We start from the raw sequence: 22,684 nt of genomic DNA, 5'->3' as shown, positions 1-22,684 counted from the left end.
CATGGCGCCTGTGCGCGGGGCAGCTGTGATCAACCCTCGAGCGCTCGCGCCATGACAACCATCCGGGTACTGGGATCGGCCGCCGGCGGCGGCTTCCCGCAATGGAACTGCAATTGCCGCAACTGCGACGGCGTGCGCCGCGGCACCGTGCGCGCCACCCCGCGCACGCAATCGTCGATCGCGCTGTGCGGCGATGGCCCGGATGCGATCCTGGTCAATGCCTCGCCCGACATCCTGCAGCAGCTGCGCCAGACCCCCGCGCTGCAACCCGGCCGCGCCGGGCGCGACACCGCGATTGCCGCGGTGCTGCTGATGGACGCGCAGATCGACCACGTCACCGGCCTGCTGATGCTGCGCGAGCACCGGCGGGCGCTGCCGCTCTACGCCACCGCCAGCGTGCTCGAAGACCTGGCCGGGGCGTTCCCGCTGACGCGCATCCTGTCGCACTACTGCGGGCTGCAGTGCCACGCGCTGCCCTGCGACGGCACGGCGTTCTCGGTGCCGCCGCTGGACGGCGTGGCGCTGACCGCGGTCCCGCTGCAAAGCAAGGCCCCGCCCTACTCGCCCAGGCGCCATGCGCCGCAGCCCGGCGACAACATCGGCCTGCGCATCGAAGACCGCCGCAGCGGCCGCAGCGCCTTCTATGCGCCCGGGCTGGGCCAGGTCGACGACCACGTGTTCGCGCAGCTGCGCCGCGCCGACGTGGTGCTGGTCGACGGCACCTTCTGGCGCGACGACGAAATGCAGGCGCTGGGCTTCTCCACGCGCAGCGCCGCCGACATGGGCCACCTGGCCCTGTCCGGGCCGGGCGGGATGATCGAGGTGCTGGACCGCCTGCCCGCCAAACGCAAGATCCTCATCCACATCAACAACACCAATCCGGTGCTGGCGGAAGACTCGCCCGAGCGTGCCGAGCTGGCCCGGCACGGCATCGAACTGGCCTACGACGGCATGGACATCGCGCTATGACAGCCACCGTTGCATGGAGCCCGGCCGAGTTCGAGGCGCGCCTGCGCGCGCGCGAAAGCGGCTACCACATCCACCACCCGTTCAACCAGCGCATGGCGGCGGGCCAATGCACGCCCGCGCAGATCCGCGCGTGGGTAGCCAACCGCTTCTACTACCAGGCCAGCATCCCGCTGAAGGACGCCGCGATCCTGTCCAACTGCCCCGACCGCGCCACGCGCCGCGAGTGGGTGGTGCGCATCCTCGACCACGACGGCACCGACACCCAGCCCGGCGGCATCGAGGCCTGGCTGCGGCTGGGCCAGGCCGTCGGCCTGGAGCGCGGCGCGCTGCTGGAGCACCAGCAGGTGCTGCCCGGCGTGCGCTTCGCCGTCGACGCCTATGTCAATTTCGCGCGCCGCGCGCCGTGGCAGGAAGCGGTGTGCTCGTCGCTGACCGAGATGTTCGCGCCGAAGATCCACCAGGAGCGGCTGGCCGGCTGGCCCACGCACTATCCGTGGATCGAGGCCGGCGGCCTGGATTACTTCCGCTCGCGCATCCCGCTGGCGCAGCGCGACGTCGACCACGGCCTGCGCGTGACGCTGGACTACTTCCGCAGCGCGGCGCAACAGCAGCGCGCCCTCGATATCCTGCAATTCAAGCTCGACGTGCTGTGGTCGATGCTCGATGCCATCCAGCAGGCCCAGCCATGACCGCCGGCACGCAAGACCTCGCCACCCCGACCCTGCACCGCACTTTCCGCCTGCAGTGGGAGGACTCGCAGCAAAGCTGGGTGCTGCTGTATCCGGAAGGGATGGTCACGCTCAACGACAGCGCCGCCGCGATCCTGCAACGCTGCGACGGCAACCATACGCTCGACATGCTGATCGACGACCTGCAGGCCGCCTTTGGCGTGCAGGGCATCGCGCCGGAGGTCCATGCCTTTGTCAAACATGCCACCGAACGCGGCTGGCTGGTCTGAGCCCGCGCCGCCCGGCCCGCCGCTGTGGCTGCTGGCGGAGCTGACCTACCGCTGCCCGCTGCACTGCGCGTTCTGCTCCAATCCGGTCGACTATGCCCGCCATGCGCAGGAACTGGATACCGCGCAGTGGTGCGACGTGTTCAGCCAGGCGCGCGCGCTGGGCGCGGTGCAGCTGGGCCTGTCCGGCGGCGAGCCGCTGCTGCGCAAGGACCTGGAGACGCTGGTGCGCCATGCGCGCGGCCTGGGCTTCTACACCAACCTGATCACCTCCGGCGTGGGCCTGACCGATGCCCGGCTGGCGGCGCTGCGCGAGGCGGGCCTGGACCATATCCAGCTGTCGTTCCAGGACTCCACCCGCGAGCTCAATGATTTCCTGTCGAGCACGCGCACGTTCGAGCTTAAGCAGCGCGTGGCCAGGCTGATCAAGGCGCACGGCTATCCGATGGTGATGAACTGCGTGCTGCACCGGCATAACCTGCCGCATGTCGGCACCATCATCGAGCTGGCCTTGCAGCTGGGCGCCGAGTACCTGGAGCTGGCCAATACGCAGTACTACGGCTGGGCCTGGGAGAACCGGCAGGCGCTGATGCCGACCCGGGAACAACTGCGCGAAGCCGAGGCCGTGGTGCAGCAGTACCGCGCGCGCATCGGCCGGCAATGCCAGATCCTGTTCGTGGTGCCGGACTATTTCGAGGAACGGCCGAAGAAATGCATGAACGGCTGGGGCACCACCTTCCTGGGCGTGGCGCCCGACGGCACCGCGCTGCCGTGTCACGCGGCCCGCATGCTGCCGGACCTGGCACTGCCCGACGTCAGGACGGAAACCCTTCACGACATCTGGCACCACAGCGACGCCTTCCGCCGCTTTCGCGGCACGCAATGGATGCCGCAGCCGTGCCGGTCCTGCGAGCACAGCGAGGCAGACCTGGGCGGCTGCCGCTGCCAGGCCTTCCTGGTCACCGGCGATGCCGCCGCGACCGACCCCGCCTGCGCCAAGGCGCCCGGGCATGGGCGCCTGCGCGAGATCGCGTTGGAGGGGCGGCTGGCGGTGGCGCAAGCGCGCGAGTATCCGATGGTGTTTCGCAGCGATGCCAACTCGTTGAGATTGGGTTCATCGCGGAATTCCGGACGATGAGGTTGGGCCGCGTGGACAGACGCGGTTGACTTCGTGGATGCGCCGGCCCTCACCCCCGGCCCCTCTCCCGCAAGCGGGAGAGGGGAGCAAAAAACAAGCGGGCACGAAAGGCCTGAGGTATCGCCCGCGACAACGCGTGCGAGCGCAGCGACGCACTCCGTGCCCGAGCAGTAGACCTAAGATTGGGAGCGCGCGCAGCGCAGCCGAAGGCGTCCCACCAATAGCGCCCGCAGCAGGTTGCCTACACCCTGTTGGGATCGTTCAAAAGTGGGGGATCGTAGGCACCGTCCCTGACTCACATAGCGTTAGCAGGTTCGAACGGGCACCCACGCCAAACGGAAATCACCACCGCCCGAATCACCAACGCCGCGGAATTGATTGCCAGCCGCACAGGCGACGCGTTTCTTGCCTACTTCTTGGCGCTCGGCCAAGAAGTAGGTCGCCGGCTGCGCCGGCGAAACAGCCACGCCCGCCAAGCACGACAAACCAAGAACCGACGGATGGGAGCAAGCGCTGAATCAACGCCCGCGCCGGCGCCGCCGCAAGCGGGTCTTGCGCCGGCCGCCGACGCCCGCAACGGCCCCGCGTCCGACGCAGCGTCCGCCGCCCACGCCCCGCCCCCCCTCAGCCGACCCCAAGCACCCACTCCGCCAGCTTCTTCGCATCATCCTCTCCCAGATTTCCATGCGGCGGCATGGGGATCCTGCCCCACGCCCCCTTGCCGCCCTCCCGGATCTTCTTCGCCAGCGACGCGGCCGCCTGGCTGTCGCCCTTGTACCGCGCCGCCACCTCGGCAAACCCCGGCCCCACCAGCTTCGACTGCATGCCATGGCAGGAAAAGCAGCCGCTCTTGTCCGCCAGCGCCTGCATCTCCGCCGCCGTGGCGGCCAGCGCCGCGCCCGGCAACATCGCGCCAACCGCAGCCAGCGCCATCCATTCTTTCTTCATACCTGTATCCCGATACCGTGGCGACCGGGCCCCGCGCACGCCATGCATCGCCGCTGCGATGCCATGTACGCGGGGCTGAATCACCGTTGATTCCCTCAGCTCTTGTGCAGCTTGAACACCCACACCGAGCCGCCCTGCTCCAGGAAGTTCACGCGCTTGGCCACCTCGCCGCCCCACAGCGGCACCGCGCCGCCCCAGCCGGAGACCACGGCGACGAACTGCTCGCCGTTCTCTTCCCACGTGACCGGCGGCGCGACCACGCCGCTGCCGGTCTGGAACTGCCACAGCTCCTTGCCGGTCTTCGCGTCGGCGGCCTTCAGGTAGCCTTCCGGCGTGCCCCAGAACACCAGCCCGCCGGCGGTGGTCATGGCGCCGCCCCACAGCGGCGCGCCGTTCTTGACCTCCCAGACGATCTTGCCGGTCTTGGGGTTGATCGCGCGCAGCGAGCCGATGTAGTCCTCGTTGAGCGGCTGGATGGTGAAGCCCGCGCCCAGGAACGCGGCGCCCTTCTTGTAGCTGATGGGCTCGTTCCAGATGTCCATGCCCCACTCGTTGGCGGGCACGTAGAACAGGCCGGTCTGCGGGCTGTAGGCCATCGGCTGCTGGTTCTTGCCGCCCAGGAAGCCGGGCGCCGCGAACACCGACTTGCCCTTCTTCTCGCCGTTGGCGGCGGCCGGGTCGCCGGGGCGCCCCTCGGCGACGTAGTTGGGGCGGCCGCTCTTCAGGTCGATGCCGGTGGCCCAGGTGATCTTGTTCACGAACGGGAAGGCATTGACCAGCTTGCCGCTGGTGGCATCGTTGACGTAGAAGAAGCCGTTGCGGTCGGCCTTGCCGCCCATGCGCTTGCCGTCCAGGTCGAAGGTGATGAACTCGTTCACGCCGTCGAAGTCCCAGCCGTCGTTGGGCGTGTTCTGGTAGTGCCAGACGATCTTGCCGGTGGCGGGATCGAGCGCCACGGTGGAGGCGGAGTAGAGGTTGTCACCCTTGCGGATATGGCTGTTCCACGGGCCCGGGTTGCCGGTGCCGAAGTAGGCCAGGCCGGTGGCCGGGTCATAGGTGCCGCCCAGCCACGTGGCCGCGCCGCCGGTCTTCCAGGTCTCGCCGGGCCAGCTGGCGTTCTGGGTGCCGGTCATGCCGATCTCGGTCTTGTTGCCGTCCTTGTCGTACTTGTAGCCCATGTGGCCTTCCACCACCGGCCGCGACCACACCAGCTGCCCGGTCTTCGCGTCGCGCGCCTCGACGCGGCCGACCACGCCGAATTCGCCGCCCGAGATGCCGGTCAGCACCAGGCCCTTGGCCACCAGCGGCGCGGCCGTGTACGAATAGCCGGCGGCGTAGTCCTCGAGCTTCTCTTTCCAAACCACCTTGCCGCTGTTCTGGTCCAGCGCCACCAGTTGCGCGTCGAGCGTGCCGAAGATCACCAGGTTGTCGTACAGCGCCGCGCCCCGGTTGACCACGTCGCAGCACGGCATGATGCCTTCGGGCAGGCGGTGCTCGTACTTCCACAGCTTGCGCCCGGTCTTCACGTCGAGCGCATAGATGCGCGAATACGACGCGGTGACAAACATCTTGCCGTCGTGGATCAGCGGCTGCGACTCCTGCCCGCGCTGCTTCTCGCCGCCGAACGAGAACGACCACGCCGGCACCAGCCGGCCCACGTTCTTGGTATTGATGCGCGCCAGCGTCGAATAGCGCTGCCCCTGCGGGCCCATGCCCCACGACAGCACGTCGCCGGGGGACTTCGCATCGTTCTCGATCATGGCGTCGCTTACCGCCGCCTGCGCGGCAACGCTCGCCGCGGCGGCCGCGATTGCCGCCGCGGTTGTCGCAATTGCCAGCCCTACTCGTAAGGTCCTCATTGCCATCTCCTCTCTTGTTTTCGATTTCGCTGGTGCGCCACTGCGCCACACACCAGCACGCAAATGGCAAATCCCATGCCAGTGGGGCGGGGCCCGATCACGCGCCCTGCAAGCCCGCCGCAAGGCTGCGGCCCGCGCCAGCGTGCAACACTGCGTTGCAGCTGCGCCAGAATTGAACAGGCACCGTCGGCCCCGTCACTGGCCCAGCGCGGCTTCTTCGTGCGCCGGGTAGAGATGGATCACGTTGCGCAGGTACTCGGCCGGCAGCGCGCCCCAGCGCGCATAGGGCTCGGGCACCGGCATGGCCATGACCTCGGCCAGGTCGCGTCCCTGCGCCGCGGCCTCGCGCAGGCGCGCGTCGAGCCATTGCAGGTAGGCACGCGTCTGCGCGATGGCTTCCGTGCCGCCCAGCGCGGGCCCGTGGCTCGGAACCAGCAGGCGCGCCCCGCTCTGCTCCATCAGCGCCTGCAGCCGCGCCAGGCTGTCGAGCCAGCGCCCGATATGCGCGTGCGGCGTGGTCGGAATGCGCTCGCGGAACACCAGCCCTCCGGCAAAGACGATGCCGGCGGCGCGGTCCAGCAGCACCAGGTCTGCGTCGGTATGGCCTTCCAGGCGGATCAGTTCCAGCGTGCGGCGCCCGATCGTCCGTGTGCCGGCCTCCAGCGCGTGCAGCGGCGGCGCGGGCTCGGTGCCGCGCATCCAGTCGCCGCACAGGCGGTAGAGGTTGCCGGCATAGGCCGCGCCCTCGCGGCGCGCGCCGTCGATGGTGGCGGGCAGCGCGCTGGCACCCACGTCGGCATAGGCCTGGTTGCCGAAGAAGTAGTCGGGATGCAGGTTCAGGTTCAGCACCAGCCGTACCGGCGCGCCGGTCAGCGCGGCGATGGCGCGGCGCTGCTGCTCGCCATACTCGCGCGAGGGGCCGGTGTTGATCACCACCACGCCGTCGCCGGTGTCGATGAAGGCGGTATTGATGATGTTGCAGCCATTGGCCGGGGCGAAGTCGGCATTGGCGCCTTCCAGCAGCCACACGCCGGCGGCGATCTCGCGCGGCGCCAGGCGGTAGTCAGGTGGCTGCGCGGGCGCCGCGAGGACCGCAGCAGTGGCCAGCCACAGCAGCAGCGCCGGCAATACGCGCTTCATGGCGACACCCGCGCCGCAATGCGGTTGCCGTTGTTGTCGTGGCCGGACACGGTCATGCCGGGCACCACCGCCTCGCGCAGGTCGAACGAGAAGATCGGGTTCTCCGCCACGGGCTCGTGCAGGGTCAGCCGCAACAGCGGCTGCCGCGTCGCGTCGGCCAGCACCAGCGTCTCGAGATAGAACGCCGGGATGCCGGCGACCAGGCCGGTATCCATCGGGTGCATCACGCGCAGGCGCACGCGCGCGCCGGCCTGGTCCTGGCCGTGACCCAGGCCAGGGAACATGCGCGCCTCGACCCGGTTGAGGGTGCGGCTCCAGCTGCCGTCGCGGCGGGTCGCCCCGGGCACGGTGCAGCCACCGCCGCCGGCGTCGACCCACGCGCTGCCGACATGCCAGGTGCCGTCGCGCGTGCGCGCCGCCACCCGCACCGGCGAGGCCTGCTCCAGCTTGAAGCGGAACGACAGCGACGGCCGCACCCGCAGCGGCTCGAACGCCAGCACCGGGCGGATCGGGTTGCGGTCCACCGCCACCACGATGCGCTCGACCTCGCCCAGCGCCGACGCGTCGAAGGCAATCGGCACGCGCATCGGGTCTTCCGCGAAGGCGGGCCCGGTCACGCGCACGCGGCTGTCGAACACTACCGGGCCCTGCTGCAGCAGCTCCTTGTGGATCCAGGCCCATTGCGGCGACTGCATCGGATCGCTGTGCACGATGCCGGCACCGGCGCCCGGTGCAGCCGACACCGTCGGGACAGACAGCGCCAGCCATGCCAGCGCCAGCAACGCCATGCCCTGCCGGTGGCCGGTCATGCCGGTTGCCCGCGACGCGCCATGCCGCGCTGCGGGTCGTAGCCGCGCAGCGCCAGCGCGAAAAACACCACCGCGCTGGCCGCGACGATGGCCAGGCTGTGCGGCGCCAGCTGCCCGTACAGCGCAAAGCGGATCGCCTCGACCGCATGCGTGAACGGGTTCAGCCGCGCCAGCTGGTACACCGCCTCGGCGCCCGACTCCTGCAGGCGCCACAGCGGATACAGCGCCGAGCTGATGAAGAACATCGGGAAGATGACGAAGTTCATGGTGCCGGCAAAATTCTCCAGCTGGCGCACATGGACCGACAGCAGCAGGCCGAGCGCGCCCAGCATCAGCGCCGCCAGCGTCATCGCGCCCAGGCCGGCCAGCAGGTGCAGCGGCGCGAAGCGGATGCCGAACGCCGCCGCCACCAGCAGGAACGCCGCCATCTGCAGCAACGACAGCAGCGTTCCCGCCGCCAGCTTGCAGCCCAGCAGCCAGCCGCGCGGCAGCGGCGCGGTCAGCAGCAGCCGCATCACGCCCATCTCGCGGTCGTACACCATCGCCAGCGACGACTGCATGCCGTTGAACAGCGCGATCATGCCCAGCAGCCCGGGTGCGACATAGACCTGGTATTCGATGTAGCTGTCGTACGGCGGCGCGATCGCGACCCCCAGCGCATTCTGGAAGCCTGCGGCGAACACCAGCAGCCACAGCAGCGGCCGCACCAGCGACGACAGCAGCCGCCCGGGCTGGCGCAGGTATTTGTGCAGTTCGCGGCCGCAGACCGCGCGCAGTGCGCGCCAGCGATGGCGCATCGACGGTGGCAGGGTGGCGGGCATGGTCATGGGGTCAGGTCGGGGCGCGGCACGCGGTGTCGGCTTCGTCGGCGCCCAGGGTGTCGAGGTTGTTCTTCGGATGCAGCACGCCTTCGACCGGCGCCGTGCCGACCACGCCGTCCGGGTGCGCCAGCATCAGCGGCTGGCGCAGCTGGCGGTCCCAGCGCCGGAACGACAGCGGCGGGCCCTTGAAGCCGTCCACCACCACCTGCCCCGCGGCCAGCGCCTGCGCCTGCGCGGCAAAGCCCCCGGGCTGCCGCACCACGCTTTCGGCAATGGCCTTGACCGCGACCCACGCGGCCCAGTCGTAGCCGGTCATCGGCCGGCCCGCGGCGCGGGCGAAGCGCCGGTTGAGCTGCGGCCCGCCGTTGCGCTCCCAGGTCCAGTGCCAGGCCTGCGCACCCAGCCCGCTGGCGCCAACCACCGGGCGCGGCAGCTGCGTGGCATAGGGCAGGCCGCGCGCGAATTCGCCGTCGGCGTCGGCCACCACCACCACGTCGTAGTCCGCGCCACCGGTCAGCAGCCTGACATTGGCCTGGTCGCGCTCGCGCGGATCGTTGGACAGCCGGAATGCGCGCTGCGCGCTCCAGGCAATGCCGAAGCGCCGCGCCGCGCCCGTCAGCGCGTCGCGCTGCGCGGCGTCGGTCGGGGACGGCCCGCTCAGCAGCAGCGCGCGGCGCCACTTGCGCGCGGCCAGGTATTGCATCAGCGCGTCGGCGCGCATGCGCAGGCTCGGCAGCGTATGCAGCAGCACCGGCGCGCAGCCGGCGCCGCGCAGCGCATCGTCGTCGGCCGAGACATTGAACAGCAGCGCCTCGCCCGGCCTGACCGCGCCCACCGCGGCCCGGACCGCGGCCGCCGGCAGGTCGAGCACGATGTAGCGCGTGCCCTGTCGCGCCAGCGCCGCGACCAGCGTGGCCACCTCGGCTTCGGTGCGGGCCTGCTGCGCCTCGAGCCGGAGCGACTGGCCCGCGGCCTCCAGCGCAAAGCGCGCTTCCGCCGCGGCCACCTGGGCGGCGTCGAGCGCGCTGCCCTGCGGCTGGTCGGGATAGCGCTGCGCCAGCCGCCGCGGCGCGTGGCGGGCATCGTCGGCCAGCGACACCACCGCCACGCGCACCTCCGCGCCATGCAGCGGCGACGCCAGCGCCGCCGCAAGCGTAAAGGCCAGCACGGCCAGGGCCCGCTCAGTCATCGATCGCCACCGAATGCGGCACGCGGCCCGCCTTGAGCGTGGCCACCGCCTTGCGGCTGGCGGTGTCGACCACGCTGACATCGTCGGACAGCCCGTTGGCAACGTAGAGCCGGGCGTTGTCGCGGCTCAGCGCCAGCCCCCATGCGCGCCGTCCCACCAGCACGTAGTCCTGCACGCGGCGCGACGCCACCTCCACCACCGCGACATGGTTGGCGCGGCCCAGCCCGATATAGGCGTGGCTGCCGTCGCTGCGCGCCGCCATCCCGACCGGGGTCACGTCTTCGGCGCGCATGCCGCGCGGCGCGAAGGCAATGGTCTGCACCACCTCCAGCGTATCGGTGCGGATCACGCTGACGCTGGCCGACAGCTCGTTGGAGACCCACAGCTCCTTGCCGCCGCGCACCAGCAGCAGCCGGCGCGGCCGGTTGCCGACGCGGATATTGCGCACCACCTTGCGCGTGGCGACGTCGACCACGTGGACCAGGTTAGCCACCTCGGAAGCCACGTACACCTGCCGTCCGTCCGCGCTGACCCTGACGCCCTCCGGTTCCTCCCCCACCGCGACCGCGAACACGCGCTTGCCGGAGCCGGTGTCGTAGGCCGACAGCAGCGCGTCCTCTTCATTCGACACGTAGAGCGTGCGGCCGTCCTGGCTGAGATCGAACAGCTCCGGGTCGTCGCCCACCGGCAGGGTTGCCACGGTCTTGCGGGTGGCCACGTCGACCACGTCGACGCGGTGGTCGTCGCTGCAGGCCACGTACAGCCGCGCGCGATCCGGCGACAGCTGCAGGTGGCGCGGCCGCCGGCACTGGCGCCACGACGCCAGCTGCTGGCCGCTGGCGGCAGCGTAGGCGGTCAGCGCGTCGTCCTTTTCGCTGGAGACAAAGACCTGGCCGGTGGCGGCGCGCGCGGGGCCGCCCTGGGCGCCCTGCGCGCCCTCGGCCAGGCCGGCGGCAACCAGCAGCGCCGTGGCCAGCAGCCAGGCGCCGGCAAGCCAGGCGGGGGATGGCATCGGCTTCATGCGGTCAGCTCCGTTTGCGCCGCGCGGCTGATCGACGGCGTCATGGCGAGGAAAGCGGCTTCCAGCGTCGCGGCCGCGGTGACGCCCAGCAGCGCGGCCGGGGTGCCGTCGAAGCGCACCGCGCCACGGTCCAGCACGATCACGCGGTCGGCCTGCTCCACCTCCTGCACCAGGTGGGTCGCCCACAGCACGCCGGCGCCTGCGTGCCGCGCCAGCCGCCGGGTCTCGGCCAGCAGCTGCACGCGCGAGGCCGGGTCGAGTCCCACCGTCGGCTCGTCGAGCAGCAGCATGGCCGGCTCATGCAGCAAGGCGCGCGCCAGTTCGACCTTGCGCCGGCTGCCGCCCGACAGCTCGCGCACCGGCGCTTGCGCGCGCGGCGCCAGGCCGAAGGCCTGCAGCAGGCGCGCGATCCGCTGCGCCGCCTCGCGCCGCGGCAGGCCATGCAGGTCGGCATGGAAGCGCAGGTTGGCCAGCACCGGCAGGTCCAGGTCGATGGCGGGCTGCTGGAATACGATGCCCAGCTGCGCCAGCGCGCGCACCGGGTCGCGCCGCATGTCGCAGCCCATCACCATGACCTGCCCGGCATCGGCGACGAACAGGCCGCCGAGGATCTGGAACAGCGTGGTCTTGCCCGCGCCGTTGGGCCCCAGCAGCGCCACGAACTCGCCGCGCCGCACGCACAGCGAGACCCCGTCGAGCGCGACGCGCCCGCCGAACGCCTTGCGCACCGCGTCGCAAGCAAGCGCCGGCGCTTCCTGGATTGGCAGTGCGTTCATAACTGCTCCTTCGCCCGGGCCGTGCCCGCACGCTGGGCAAAGCTGCGTTCGGTGTCCCAGGCCTGGCGCAGGAAGGCTTCGTATTGCGCGGTGCCCAGGTAGGTCAGCTCCTGGTCGTAGCGGGCCAGCTCGGCGAGATGGCGCGGGTGCTGCATGGCGGCGCGGAACGCGTCGTGCAGGCGCCTGACGATGGCCGCATCGGTGCCGCGCGGCACGCCGATGCCATAGGGCGAGTTGTGGACCGCATCGGCGAAGCCCAGCTCGGCCACGGTCGGCACCTCGGGCCAGCGCGCCGAGCGCTGCGCGCTGAACACCGCCAGCAGGCGCAGCTTGCCGGCTTCGACGAACGGCGCGAAGCCGGTGGAATTGACCCCCGCCATCAGCGAGCCGTTGGCCACCGCCAGCATCTGGTCGGCGGTGCCGTGGTACGGCACGTGCAGGTAGCGCACGCCGCTGCGGCCCAGCACGTCCTCCATCGCCAGGTGCGCGGTGGTGCCGATGCCGGTCGAGCCCACGGTCAGCCGGCCCGGATGCGCGCGGCCCCAGGCAATCAGCTCGCGCAGCGAGCGCCACGGGCTGTCGGCGGGCACCACGACGCCGAAGGTATAGCCCGAGATCATCAGCACCGGCTGGATGTCGCGCAGCGGCTGCCACGCGGTCTTCTGCTGATGCGGGAAGCGGTACACCGTCAGCGGCAGCTGGCCGATGGTGTAGCCGTCCGGCCGCGCGGCGGCAAGCAGGCCGCCCACCAGCGTGCCGCCGGCGCCGGGCCGGTTCTCCACCACGATCGGCTGCCCCAGCTCACGCCCGGCCAGTTCGGCCAGGATGCGCATCGAGATATCGGTGGCGCCGCCGGCTGGCCACGGCACCACCAGCGTGACCGGACGCGACGGATAGGCGTGTGCGCCCTCGGCCCGCGCGAAGCCCGCCGGCAACAGGCCGAGGCACATCGACAGCAGGCAGGCAAGGCAACGGAACATGGCGAAGCACCGGACCGGGTTGGGATGCGGTGTGACAGAGCAAGGCCGATACCATGTGCGATGCAACACGGCATGCCGCATCCCCGCGGACCTTGCCTGGCCGGCGCTGCACCGCTGCCGGCCGCCGGCTCGCAGCGACGCGTGCTGCGATGCGCCGCGCGGCACTGTGCCGTGATGGAACACTGTCCCGCTGATGGCAACGCCCCCTTGTCCTGTTTTGTGACAGGGCGCAGGCCCATGCTGCCGCCCGGTACGAAAACTGCTGAAGCCCTGCCCACAGGCGCGGCCCGATGCAGGCATGCGCCGCTATCCCGAGGAGACCGACCATGCCAGCCATCCCGCGCCCTGCACCGCCAGGCCAGCGGCCATCCCGACTTCCGCGCGCCGTCGCAGCCCGCCCGTGCCGCTGCGCCGCGGTGCTGTCCGCGCTGATCACGCTGCTGTGCCAGCGTGCCGCTGTGGCGCAACAGGACACTGTTGCGCCAAACCAGGACAGTACGCTGCTGCCCGAAGTGCTGGTGGTGGCCGCCGCGCCGCTGCCCGGCATCGGCGTGGCCAGCGACCTGGTGCCCTACACCGTGCAGACCGTGCGCGGCAGCGAGCTCGGCGGCGCGCGCGCCGGCAACCTGGCCGACTACATGAACCGCCACCTCGCCGGCGTCAACGTCAACGACATCCAGGGCAGCCCGTTCCAGACCGACATCACCTACCGCGGTTTCCGCGCGTCATCGATCCCAGGCGTGCCGCAGGGACTGTCGGTTTACCTTGACGGCATCCGCGTCAACGAGCCCTTTGGCGACGTGGTCAGCTGGGACATGATCCCGGAGGCGGCGCTGGCGAGCGCGTCGCTGGTGTCCAGCGCCAACCCCGCCTACGGTCTCAACACGCTCGGCGGCGCGCTCGCCATGACCACGCGTTCCGGGCTGGACTCGCCCGGCTTCACCGCCGACCTGTCCTACGGCAGCCATGCCCGCAAGCGCGCCGACCTGTCCGGCGGCATACGCAGCGACGGCGGCTGGCATGCGTTCGCCGCCGGCACGCTGTTCCAGGAGCATGGCTGGCGCGACCATTCCGAGGGCCGGCTCGGCAATGTCTTTGCCAAGGCGGGCTACGCCGGCGCCAGCAGCAGCTGGGACGTGTCCGTGCTGCACGGGCGCAGCACGCTGACCGGCAACGGCCTGGTGCCCAGCTATCGCGCGGCTGACGGCGGCACGCTGCCCGAGCTGTACCAGTCCAACCGGCGCGCGGTCTACACCTATCCCGACCAGACCCGCAACCAGGTCACGCAGGCCGCGCTCAACGGCCGCCACTGGTTCGACGACAAGACCAGCGCCGCGGCGCTGGCCTATGTGCGCAACAGCCGCCGCGACACCGCCAACGGCGACGTGAACCCGGACTACGAGGCCTACGCCGAAGACTGCGAGGACGGCTTCGACGCCGACGGCAGCCCGCTCGGCGACGACTGCGGCATGACCCGCGCCGAAGGCGCGGCGCTGCACCCGGCGGTGCTCAACACCAGCCATATGCGGCAGCAGACCGTCGGCATGGCGCTGAGCCTGGCGCGGGAGAGCGAGCACCACGTGACCAATGCCGGCCTGACGCTCGACCGCAGCCGCCTCACCTATTCGCAATACGCCCAGCCCGGCAGCTTCACCGACGACCGCGGCGTGGTCGCCGACCCTGCCGCGGCCAACGCCCTGTTCTCCGGCGTCAGCGGCAACGCGCGCACGCTGGGCCTGTACCTGTCCGATACCTGGTCGCTGACGCCCACCACCTTCCTGACCGCGTCGGCGCGCTGGAACCATGTCACCGTCAGCAATACGCTGCGCAACAGCGACGGCAGCGAGCAGCCGCGCGAAAGCTTCACCTATCGCCGCCTGAACCCGGCGCTGGGGCTGGCGCAGAAGCTGGGCGGCGGCGTCACGGTGTTCGGCGGCTATGCGCAGAACAACCGCGTGCCGACCGTGCTCGAACTCGGCTGCGCCGATCCGGAACGGCCGTGCCGGCTGCCGGCCGGCCTGCAGGCCGATCCCTACCTGAAGCAGGTGGTGTCGCATTCGTTCGAGGCCGGCGTGCGCTGGCACCCGCGCCCGCACACCGAGCTCACGGCGTCGCTCTACCGCATCGACAACCACGACGACATCCTGTTCGTGCGCGCGCCGAACACGCAGCTCGGCTACTTCGCCAACTTCGACCGCACCCGCAATCAGGGGCTCGACCTGAGCGCGCGCCACCGCCTCGGCCCGGTCACGCTGCGGCTGGCCTACAGCTACCTGCAGGCCACCTACCAGTCCGCCGGCGCGCTGGCCGCCGGCGAACGCACCATCGACATCCGCCCGGGCATGCGCATGGCCGGGCTGCCGCGCCATACGCTCAAGCTGGGTGCGGACTGGCAGGCGCTGGCCGGCCTGGTGCTGGGCGCCGACCTGGTGGCGGTATCGGGCTCGGCTTCCAGCGGCAACGAGGACGGCCTGCGCAGCGACCCGCAGGCGGGCGCAGCCCCGCAGGCGGCCGACTGGAGCACGCCCGGCTACGCCACCATCAACCTGCGCGCGGCGTATCAGGTCAGCAAGCGCTTCGAGATCTACGCGCGCGTGGCCAACCTGCTGGACCGGCGCTACGAGACCTATGGCCAGATCGCCAACGACGTCTTTCCCGGCGGCAGCCTGGTGCGGCCGCACGTGGCGCCGGGCGACGCCGCCAGCGCGCTGTTTGTGGCGCCGGGGGCGCCGCGCAGTTTCTGGCTGGGTGTGGTGTTCCGGATGTAGCGCCGCGATCTTCACGATTCCTTACAGACAACGGCGCCGGCACAATCTATTCTCCTGTCGCAAATGGAATCCCCCACAACAAGGAGAATGCAATGAAATCCGTCCTGGCCCTTCTGGTTGCGTGCAGCGCGCTGCTCGGCGGCTGCGTGGTCGCCCCCTATGACACCTACGGCGGAGGCCCGCAGGGCTGCCCGCCGGGCCAGGCCAAAAAGGGCAACTGCCGCATCGACGCGTACGGCAACGAGTCGTTCTGCCCGCCGGGCCAGGCCAAGAAGGGCCGCTGCTAAACCGGCACGGGCCGGCGCCCGCCTCGCCGGCCGCTTGCGCCAGGCGGGCCGGCAGCCGGACAATGGCGGCTGCGGACATCCTTTTCGCAGGAGCGCGCCATGCCAACCCGGTCCCTGCCCCGCCGTCACCTCGTCCTCTTTTGCATAGCCGCCGCCCTGCTCGGCGCCTGTGCCACGCTGCAGCCCGAGCAGACTGGCCAGCAGATGATCGGCAGCCCCGAAAGTGCGGTGCGACAGACTTTCGGGCCTCCCACCGAGACCCACCGCCTGGCCGACGGCACCAGCCGCTGGCTGTGGTCGCGGCAGCCTTTCGGCCATGAGGTCTATGCCGCCGATTTCGACGCCGCGGGCAAGCTGACCCGCTACCGCCAGATGCTGACCGAGGCCGAAATCTATCGCGCCCAGGTCGGGGTCTGGACCAAGCAGGACGTGCAGCAGCACTTCGGCCTGCCGCGCGAGCCGGTGCAGTATTACCCGCTGATGCAGCGCGAAGCCTGGTCCTGGCGCATGTACAAGGACGGCCTGCAGACGGCGCACTTCAGCTGCTATTTCGACAACGCCGGCGTGCTGCGCCAGACCATGATCATCGTCGACCCGCTTGGCGGCGACGCGCGCCGCGCGCGCTGACGGCTGACGCTGAAGCCGCGTCCGGTGCCAATGCCGGCAGCAGGGGCTCCCCGGCCCCGCCACCGTTTTGCGCGCAGAATGGAGGCGATGCGGCAATGCCCGCCAACCCTCCATGCGGAAAACCAACGTGACCACAGCCATCCTGCTCGAGAACATCCACCAGAGCGCCAACGCCCGGCTGGCCGAAGCCGGCCTGCAGGTCGAGCGCCGCACCGGCGCGCTGGCCGGTGCCGAACTGCGCCAGGTGCTGGCCGACCATGAGGTGATCGGCATCCGCTCCGCCACCCACCTGCGCGCGGACGATATCCGCAGCGCGCCCGGGCTGCTTTCGATCGGCTGCTTCTGCATCGGCACCTCGCAGGTCGACCTCGACGCGGCCACCGCCGCCGGCATCCCGGTCTTCAACGCGCCCTTTTCCAACACCCGCTCGGTGGCCGAGCTGGTCGTTGCCGAAGCGGTGATGCTGCTGCGCCGGATCCCCGAGAAGAACACGCTCGCGCATGCCGGCAAATGGGCCAAGGGCGCAGCCGGCGCGTTCGAGACGCGCGGCAAGACCATCGCCATCGTCGGCTACGGCAATATCGGCTCGCAGGTAGGCGTGCTGGCAGAATCGATGGGCATGCGCGTGGTCTACTACGATGTGCTCGCGCGGCTCTCGCACGGTTCGGCCCGCGCCGCGGGGTCGCTGGAAGAAGCGGTGTCGCAGGCAGAGGTGGTGACTCTGCACGTGCCGGCCACGCCGCGCACGCGCAACATGATCGATGCCAACATCCTCGCCGCATTCAAGCCCGGCGCGATCCTGATCAATGCCTCGCGCGGCAGCGTGGTCGACATCGCCGCGCTGGCCGCGGCGCTGCGCGAGAAGCGGCTGGGCGGCGCGGCCATCGACGTGTTCCCCGAAGAGCCCAAGACCAACCAGGATCCCTTCACCAGCGAACTGCAGAACCTGCCCAACGTACTGCTGACCCCGCACGTCGGCGGCAGCACCGAGGAAGCGCAGGAGAACATCGGCACCGAGGTCGCGGCCAAGCTCGCGCACTTCCTCGCCACCGGCGGCACCATCGGCGCGGTCAACTTCCCCGAGGTCGACCCCGGTCCGCTGCATGCACCGGCACGCCTGCTCAACGTGCACGGCAACGCGCCCGGCGCGCTGGCCGCGCTGAACACGCTGCTGGCGCAGGAAGGCGTGAACATTACCGGCCAGCACCTGCAGACGCGTGGCCACACCGGCTATGTGGTGACCGACCTGGACCGCGCGCCGTCCGGGCAGTTGATGCAGGCGTTGCAGACGCATGCCGGCTTCGCGCGCTCGCGGCTGATCCTGCGCGGGGCGGCTTAGCATTGGCCAGGATCGCGGATCATGGGCGCCCCGCCATGGTCGCGGCTGCGCTCTCTTCAATCTCCACCAAACTGTCTGAAACTCCAAAACTGCTCTGAACCAGGGACTATGCTGAATGCAGCCCACAAGCGCATTAGTGGGCCTGCACGCTAGCGATGTCAATGGCGGCCCGCGTCGGCGCCGCACCAACAATCGTGAGGTTCAGCTATGTCGCTTGAACGGAGCAGGAAGGCCGCCGCCCTGGTCGGCCGGCTGGCCGGGGTCGCGCTGCTGGGGAGCGCCGGGATTGGCAGCGCCGCAGCGCAGACCGGCACCATTACGTTCCTGGGGGCGATCACGAATCCCTCCTGTGCACTGCGCCCCTCCGCCGGCATGGTGCAGGCCAGTTGCCAGCAGCCGTCCGGGCAGATGCTCTCGGCACCATTCGCCGTGACTCCGCCGCGACAGGCAGGACCCGCGCGCATCGGCATCGCCAGGCTGAACGTGGAACCCGCCCGCGCCGCCCGGCGCGGGGCGGCGCCCGCCTACCTGGTTGTGGTGACCTATCACTAGATGACATATCCGGCCGGCATTGCGCCCGGCCCGCGCTACCGCAATCGGGTCACCGCACAGCCGGCGCCGCGGCCTATGCCGCATCTCGCGCTGGCGCGGGCAAGTGCAGTCTTGACACCTTGCCCTGCGCTTCCTTTAATGGTGTAACGCATCGGGCCGCGCCTGATCCCTTTTGCCGAGGACGTCAACGACGATGGATACCGGTGAAACCCACGATCCCCAACGCAAGCAAGAAGAACTGCGCAGCTTCCTTTTCCTGACCGCGGTCATGGTGCCGGTGCTGTCCGTCATCATCGTCGCGGGCTATGGGTTCATTGTCTGGATGACCCAGTTGATCAGCGGACCGCCGTCCCACTAGGCGGCCCACGCAGGCCGGTGTTGCCAAGCGGCGCCACCGGGGCATTGAATTGATAAAAACAAGCTGCAGCACAGACTGAAACGGCATCGAACCGGAGCTTGCGCATGCCCGCTGCAAGACGTGCCATCCCCATCCAGCCACTGCCGACGGGCGCAGAGTGGCATATAGCCGGCATCGTGGTCCATGCACTTCCCGCCAGGCTGCCGCAGGTGCGCGCGGCGATCGACGCCATCGCCGGCGCCGAGATCCATGCCGCCAGCGACAGTGGCAAGCTGGTAGTCACCATCGAAGCGCCCACCTCGCGCGCCATCGCCGCGCATCTGACCTTTCTGCACCAGCTCGACGGCGTGCTGTCGGCCGCGCTGGTCTACCAGCACAACGAAGATGCCGAGGCCATGCACGAGGCCGTGAATCCCGCAATGAACGAGGAGGCTGGCATATGACCCTCTCCCGCCGCGATTTCATCAAGCAGACCGCCGTCGCCGCAACGGCATCGGTAGCCGGCGTCACGCTGCCCGCCGGAGCCGCCAACTTTGTCACGGACAGCGAGGTGACAAAGCTGAAATGGTCCAAGGCGCCGTGCCGCTTCTGCGGCACCGGCTGCGGCGTCACGGTGGCGGTCAAGGACAACAAGGTGGTTGCCACCAACGGCGACCCGCAGGCCGAGGTCAACAAGGGGCTGAACTGCGTCAAGGGCTACTTCCTGTCGAAGATCATGTACGGCCAGGACCGGTTGACCAGGCCGCTGCTGCGCATGAAGAACGGCCAGTACGACAAGAACGGCGAATTCGCGCCGGTCACGTGGGAGCGCGCCTTCGACGAGATGGAGCGCCAGTTCAAGCGCGTGCTGAAAGAGAAAGGCCCGACCGCGGTGGGCATGTTCGGCTCGGGCCAGTGGACCGTGTGGGAAGGCTATGCCGCGTCCAAGCTGTACAAGGCCGGCTTCCGCTCCAACAATATCGATCCCAATGCACGCCACTGCATGGCGTCCGCGGTACAGGGCTTCATGCGCACCTTCGGCATGGACGAGCCGATGGGCTGCTATGACGATTTCGAGGCCGCCGATGCCTTCGTGCTGTGGGGCTCGAACATGGCCGAGATGCATCCCATCCTGTGGACCCGCATCACCGACCGGCGCCTGAGCCATCCCAAGACCCGCGTGGCGGTGCTGTCGACCTTCACCCACCGCTCGTTCGACCTGGCCGACATCCCGGTCATCTTCAAGCCGCAGACCGACCTGGCGATGATGAACTACATCGCCCACTACATCATCAAGAACAACAAGGTCAACAAGGACTTCGTCAACAAGCACACGGTGTTCAAGGAAGGCGTGACCAACATCGGCTATGGGCTGCGTCCCGAGCATCCGCTGCAGAAGGCGGCCAAGAACGCGGCCGATCCCGGCGCCTCGCGCCCGATCACGTTCGACGACTTCGCGCGCTTCGTGGCCAAGTACGATGCCGATACCGTCAGCAAGCTGTCGGGCGTGCCCAAGGACAAGCTCGACCAGCTGGCCGAGCTCTATGCCGATCCCAACATCAAGGTGATGTCGCTGTGGACCATGGGCTTCAACCAGCATACGCGCGGCAGCTGGGCCAACAACATGATCTACAACCTGCACCTGCTGACCGGCAAGATCGCCACGCCGGGCAACAGCCCGTTTTCGCTGACCGGGCAGCCGTCCGCCTGCGGCACCGCGCGCGAGGTGGGCACCTTCTCGCACCGGCTGCCGGCGGACATGGTGGTGACCAATCCCAAGCACCGCGAAGAAGCCGAGCGCATCTGGAAGCTGCCGGCGGGCACCATTCCCGACAAGCCGGGCTACCACGCCGTGCTGCAGAACCGCATGCTCAAGGACGGCAAGCTCAATGCGTACTGGGTGCAGGTCAACAACAACATGCAGGCGGCGGCCAACCTGATGGAAGAGGGCTTGCCGGGCTACCGCAATCCCGCCAACTTCATCGTGGTGTCTGACGCCTACCCCACCGTCACCGCGCTGGCGGCCGACCTGATCCTGCCGAGCGCGATGTGGGTCGAGAAGGAAGGCGCCTACGGCAATGCCGAGCGCCGCACGCAGTTCTGGCACCAGCTGGTCGATGCGCCGGGCGAGGCGCGCTCCGACCTGTGGCAGCTGATGGAGTTTTCCAAGCGCTTCAAGGTCGAGGACGTCTGGCCCGCCGACCTGATCGCGAAGAAGCCGGAATACCGCGGCAAGACCCTGTTCGACGTGCTCTACCGCAACGGGCAGGTCGACAAGTTCCCGCTCAAGGAAGTCAGCACCGAGTACCACAACGCCGAGGCCAAGGCCTTCGGCTTCTACGTGCAGAAGGGGCTGTTCGAGGAATACGCCACCTTCGGCCGCGGCCATGGCCACGACCTGGCGCCGTTCGACGCCTACCATGAGGCGCGCGGCCTGCGCTGGCCGGTGGTCAACGGCAAGGAAACCCGCTGGCGCTACCGCGAAGGCAGCGATCCCTACGTGAAGGCCGGCACCGGCTACCAGTTCTACGGCAACCCCGACGGCAAGGCGGTGATCTTCGCCCTGCCCTACGAGCCGCCGGCCGAATCGCCCGACAAGGAGTACCCGTACTGGCTGGTCACGGGCCGCGTGCTGGAGCACTGGCATTCCGGCTCGATGACGCGCCGCGTGCCCGAGCTGTACCGCGCCTTCCCCAACGCCGTGGTGTTCATGCATCCGGAAGATGCCAGGGCCATGGGACTGCGCCGCGGCGTGGAAGTGGAAGTGGTGTCGCGGCGCGGGAGCATGCGCTCGCGCCTTGAGACCCGCGGGCGCGATGCGCCGCCGCGCGGGCTGGTGTTCGTGCCGTGGTTCGACGCCAGCCAGCTGATCAACAAGGTCACGCTCGACGCCACCTGCCCGATCTCGCTGCAGACCGACTTCAAGAAGTGCGCGGTCAAGATCGTCAAGGTCTAGCGCGGCCGATACAACGGGAGACGCCATGAAACCGAGTCGATCCTGGGCGCCACTGCTGGCCGTGCTCACGCTGCTGCTGGCGGTGCTGGCGGCATTGCCGCTGCCGGCGCGTGCTCAGCAGCAGCAGCAGCAGCAGCAGCAAGGCCTGGTCGATGCCATGCGCGGCAGCACGCCCATCGGCAACGAGACCAAGGCCCCGATCATATACCCGACCGAAAACAAGGACATCCGCCGCAACCGCAACTACACCATGCAGCCGCCGACGATCCCGCACAAGATCGACGGCTACCAGGTCGACAAGGACTTCAACCGCTGCATGTTCTGCCACGCGCGCACCCGCACCGAAGAGACCCAGGCGATCCCGGTCAGCATTACGCACTACATGGACCGCGACAACAACGTGCTGGCCGAGGTGTCGCCGCGCCGCTATTTCTGCACGCAGTGCCACGTGCCGCAGGCGGACGCCAAGCCGCTGGTGGGCAATACCTTCATCGATGTCGAGCAGATGCTCAAGCGCAAGCCCGGCGCCAAAGGAGCGGCCGACACCAAGGGAGCGGCCAAATAAAGGCGCGACCAGATAGCAGCGCCCGGCCCCGACCTCAACCTCATTGCGGATGCGCGCCATGCTCGACCTGCTCAAGCGCTACTGGCGGACCATCAACCGGCCCAGCGCCTACTTCAGCCTGGGCTTCCTGACACTGGGCGGCTTTATCGCCGGCGTGGTGTTCTGGGGCGCGTTCAACACCGCGCTGGAACTGACCAACACCGAGCAATTCTGCACCGGCTGCCACGAGATGCGCGACAACGTCTACCAGGAGCTGCAGGGCACCATCCACTTCACCAACCGCAGCGGCGTGCGCGCCAAATGCTCGGACTGCCACGTGCCGCACAACTGGACCGACAAGATGGCGCGCAAGATGCAGGCGTCCAAGGAAGTCTGGGCCAAGATCTTCGGCACCGTCGACACGCGCGAGAAATTCCAGGCGCACCGGCTGACGCTGGCGCAGCACGAGTGGGCCCGCTTCAAGGCCAACGATTCGCTGGAATGCCGCAACTGCCACGATTACCAGTCGATGGACTTCACCCGGCAGAGCCCGCGCGCGCAGGCCATGCATTCGACCTACCTGGCCAACAAGGAGAAGACCTGCATCGACTGCCACAAGGGCATCGCCCATCATCTTCCGGACGTATCCAAGGCCGAGGAGAAATGACG

23 protein-coding genes are annotated in these 22,684 nt (G+C 69.5%); 14 read left to right on the top strand and 9 right to left on the bottom strand.

The window, feature by feature from the left end:
* Positions 1–51 precede the first annotated feature (51 nt).
* The 4 genes from pqqB to pqqE are packed head-to-tail and all read left to right on the top strand — an operon-like array spanning position 52 to position 3,062.
* Positions 52–969 carry a pyrroloquinoline quinone biosynthesis protein PqqB gene (gene pqqB / locus AC3FMM_RS30280; protein WP_488688127.1) on the top strand — a complete coding sequence of 306 codons (918 nt, stop codon included), beginning with the start codon at positions 52–54 and terminating at the stop codon, positions 967–969.
* Positions 966–1,658: a pyrroloquinoline-quinone synthase PqqC gene (pqqC, locus tag AC3FMM_RS30275; RefSeq protein WP_488688125.1), complete on the top strand. Its 693-nt coding sequence runs from the start codon at positions 966–968 to the stop codon at positions 1,656–1,658. Before pqqB ends, pqqC begins: the two co-directional genes overlap by 4 nt.
* Positions 1,655–1,927, top strand: a complete 273-nt coding sequence (pqqD, locus tag AC3FMM_RS30270; protein WP_012355511.1) for a pyrroloquinoline quinone biosynthesis peptide chaperone PqqD — start codon at positions 1,655–1,657, stop codon at positions 1,925–1,927. The genes pqqC and pqqD overlap by 4 nt, the downstream gene beginning before the upstream one ends.
* Positions 1,899–3,062 carry a pyrroloquinoline quinone biosynthesis protein PqqE gene (gene pqqE, locus AC3FMM_RS30265; RefSeq protein ID WP_198036095.1) on the top strand — a complete coding sequence of 388 codons (1,164 nt, stop codon included), beginning with the start codon at positions 1,899–1,901 and terminating at the stop codon, positions 3,060–3,062. Before pqqD ends, pqqE begins: the two co-directional genes overlap by 29 nt.
* Positions 3,063–3,686: 624 nt before the next feature.
* On the opposite strand, the gene AC3FMM_RS30260 is transcribed toward pqqE, so the two are convergent.
* The 9 genes from AC3FMM_RS30260 to AC3FMM_RS30220 form a co-directional block, all read right to left on the bottom strand.
* Positions 3,687–4,010, bottom strand: a complete 324-nt coding sequence (locus AC3FMM_RS30260; RefSeq protein WP_115699984.1) for a c-type cytochrome — start codon at positions 4,008–4,010, stop codon at positions 3,687–3,689.
* A gap of 95 nt (positions 4,011–4,105) precedes the next feature.
* On the bottom strand, positions 4,106–5,869 hold the full coding sequence (locus AC3FMM_RS30255) for a PQQ-dependent methanol/ethanol family dehydrogenase (RefSeq protein ID WP_115712779.1): 1,764 nt from the start codon (positions 5,867–5,869) through the stop codon (positions 4,106–4,108).
* Positions 5,870–6,064: 195 nt separating this feature from the next.
* Positions 6,065–7,009, bottom strand: coding sequence for a quinoprotein relay system zinc metallohydrolase 1 (locus AC3FMM_RS30250; protein WP_414249510.1), 945 nt, complete (start codon positions 7,007–7,009; stop codon positions 6,065–6,067).
* On the bottom strand, positions 7,006–7,818 hold the full coding sequence (locus AC3FMM_RS30245; protein ID WP_414249511.1) for a quinoprotein dehydrogenase-associated SoxYZ-like carrier: 813 nt from the start codon (positions 7,816–7,818) through the stop codon (positions 7,006–7,008). Before AC3FMM_RS30245 ends, AC3FMM_RS30250 begins: the two co-directional genes overlap by 4 nt.
* The gene (locus AC3FMM_RS30240; protein ID WP_326348586.1) at positions 7,815–8,645 is read right to left on the bottom strand and encodes an ABC transporter permease; all 831 of its coding nucleotides are present in this window, start codon (positions 8,643–8,645) and stop codon (positions 7,815–7,817) included. Before AC3FMM_RS30240 ends, AC3FMM_RS30245 begins: the two co-directional genes overlap by 4 nt.
* 4 nt (positions 8,646–8,649) lie before the next feature.
* Entirely contained in the window at positions 8,650–9,828 is a 1,179-nt protein-coding gene (locus AC3FMM_RS30235; RefSeq protein WP_488688121.1) for a type 1 periplasmic-binding domain-containing protein, read from the bottom strand.
* The gene (locus AC3FMM_RS30230; protein WP_116313651.1) at positions 9,821–10,849 is read right to left on the bottom strand and encodes a PQQ-dependent catabolism-associated beta-propeller protein; all 1,029 of its coding nucleotides are present in this window, start codon (positions 10,847–10,849) and stop codon (positions 9,821–9,823) included. The genes AC3FMM_RS30235 and AC3FMM_RS30230 overlap by 8 nt, the downstream gene beginning before the upstream one ends.
* The gene (locus AC3FMM_RS30225; RefSeq protein WP_198036064.1) at positions 10,846–11,625 is read right to left on the bottom strand and encodes an ABC transporter ATP-binding protein; all 780 of its coding nucleotides are present in this window, start codon (positions 11,623–11,625) and stop codon (positions 10,846–10,848) included. Before AC3FMM_RS30225 ends, AC3FMM_RS30230 begins: the two co-directional genes overlap by 4 nt.
* Positions 11,622–12,605 (bottom strand): tripartite tricarboxylate transporter substrate binding protein, encoded by a 984-nt coding sequence (locus AC3FMM_RS30220; RefSeq protein ID WP_115712767.1) that lies wholly within the window; start codon positions 12,603–12,605, stop codon positions 11,622–11,624. Before AC3FMM_RS30220 ends, AC3FMM_RS30225 begins: the two co-directional genes overlap by 4 nt.
* A 326-nt stretch (positions 12,606–12,931) precedes the next feature.
* Between AC3FMM_RS30220 and AC3FMM_RS30215 the strand changes: the two genes are divergently transcribed.
* From AC3FMM_RS30215 to AC3FMM_RS30170, 10 genes are all read left to right on the top strand, one after another.
* The gene (locus tag AC3FMM_RS30215) at positions 12,932–15,373 is read left to right on the top strand and encodes a TonB-dependent receptor (RefSeq protein ID WP_488688118.1); all 2,442 of its coding nucleotides are present in this window, start codon (positions 12,932–12,934) and stop codon (positions 15,371–15,373) included.
* Between the two features lie 92 nt (positions 15,374–15,465).
* Positions 15,466–15,660, top strand: coding sequence for a hypothetical protein (locus tag AC3FMM_RS30210; RefSeq protein WP_092313141.1), 195 nt, complete (start codon positions 15,466–15,468; stop codon positions 15,658–15,660).
* Positions 15,661–15,759: 99 nt separating this feature from the next.
* Positions 15,760–16,287 carry a hypothetical protein gene (locus tag AC3FMM_RS30205; RefSeq protein WP_116313649.1) on the top strand — a complete coding sequence of 176 codons (528 nt, stop codon included), beginning with the start codon at positions 15,760–15,762 and terminating at the stop codon, positions 16,285–16,287.
* A 112-nt stretch (positions 16,288–16,399) separates the two neighbouring features.
* Positions 16,400–17,626: a phosphoglycerate dehydrogenase gene (gene serA, locus AC3FMM_RS30200; RefSeq protein WP_326348581.1), complete on the top strand. Its 1,227-nt coding sequence runs from the start codon at positions 16,400–16,402 to the stop codon at positions 17,624–17,626.
* Between the two features lie 207 nt (positions 17,627–17,833).
* Positions 17,834–18,178, top strand: a complete 345-nt coding sequence (locus AC3FMM_RS30195; protein ID WP_115712760.1) for a hypothetical protein — start codon at positions 17,834–17,836, stop codon at positions 18,176–18,178.
* Positions 18,179–18,371: 193 nt separating this feature from the next.
* Positions 18,372–18,536: a periplasmic nitrate reductase, NapE protein gene (gene napE / locus AC3FMM_RS30190; protein ID WP_115682903.1), complete on the top strand. Its 165-nt coding sequence runs from the start codon at positions 18,372–18,374 to the stop codon at positions 18,534–18,536.
* Between the two features lie 104 nt (positions 18,537–18,640).
* Positions 18,641–18,979, top strand: a complete 339-nt coding sequence (locus AC3FMM_RS30185) for a chaperone NapD (RefSeq protein WP_115712759.1) — start codon at positions 18,641–18,643, stop codon at positions 18,977–18,979.
* On the top strand, positions 18,976–21,471 hold the full coding sequence (napA, locus tag AC3FMM_RS30180; RefSeq protein WP_115682905.1) for a periplasmic nitrate reductase subunit alpha: 2,496 nt from the start codon (positions 18,976–18,978) through the stop codon (positions 21,469–21,471). The genes AC3FMM_RS30185 and napA overlap by 4 nt, the downstream gene beginning before the upstream one ends.
* Positions 21,472–21,496: 25 nt before the next feature.
* On the top strand, positions 21,497–22,036 hold the full coding sequence (locus AC3FMM_RS30175) for a nitrate reductase cytochrome c-type subunit (protein WP_488688115.1): 540 nt from the start codon (positions 21,497–21,499) through the stop codon (positions 22,034–22,036).
* 58 nt (positions 22,037–22,094) lie between these two features.
* Complete coding sequence (locus AC3FMM_RS30170) at positions 22,095–22,682, top strand: cytochrome c3 family protein (protein WP_111521201.1); 588 nt, start codon at positions 22,095–22,097, stop codon at positions 22,680–22,682.
* Positions 22,683–22,684: the final 2 nt, after the last annotated feature.

The sequence above is a fragment of the Cupriavidus sp. 207A1 genome (assembly GCF_057798955.1).
This window is presented reverse-complemented; position numbering and strand designations above follow the sequence as displayed.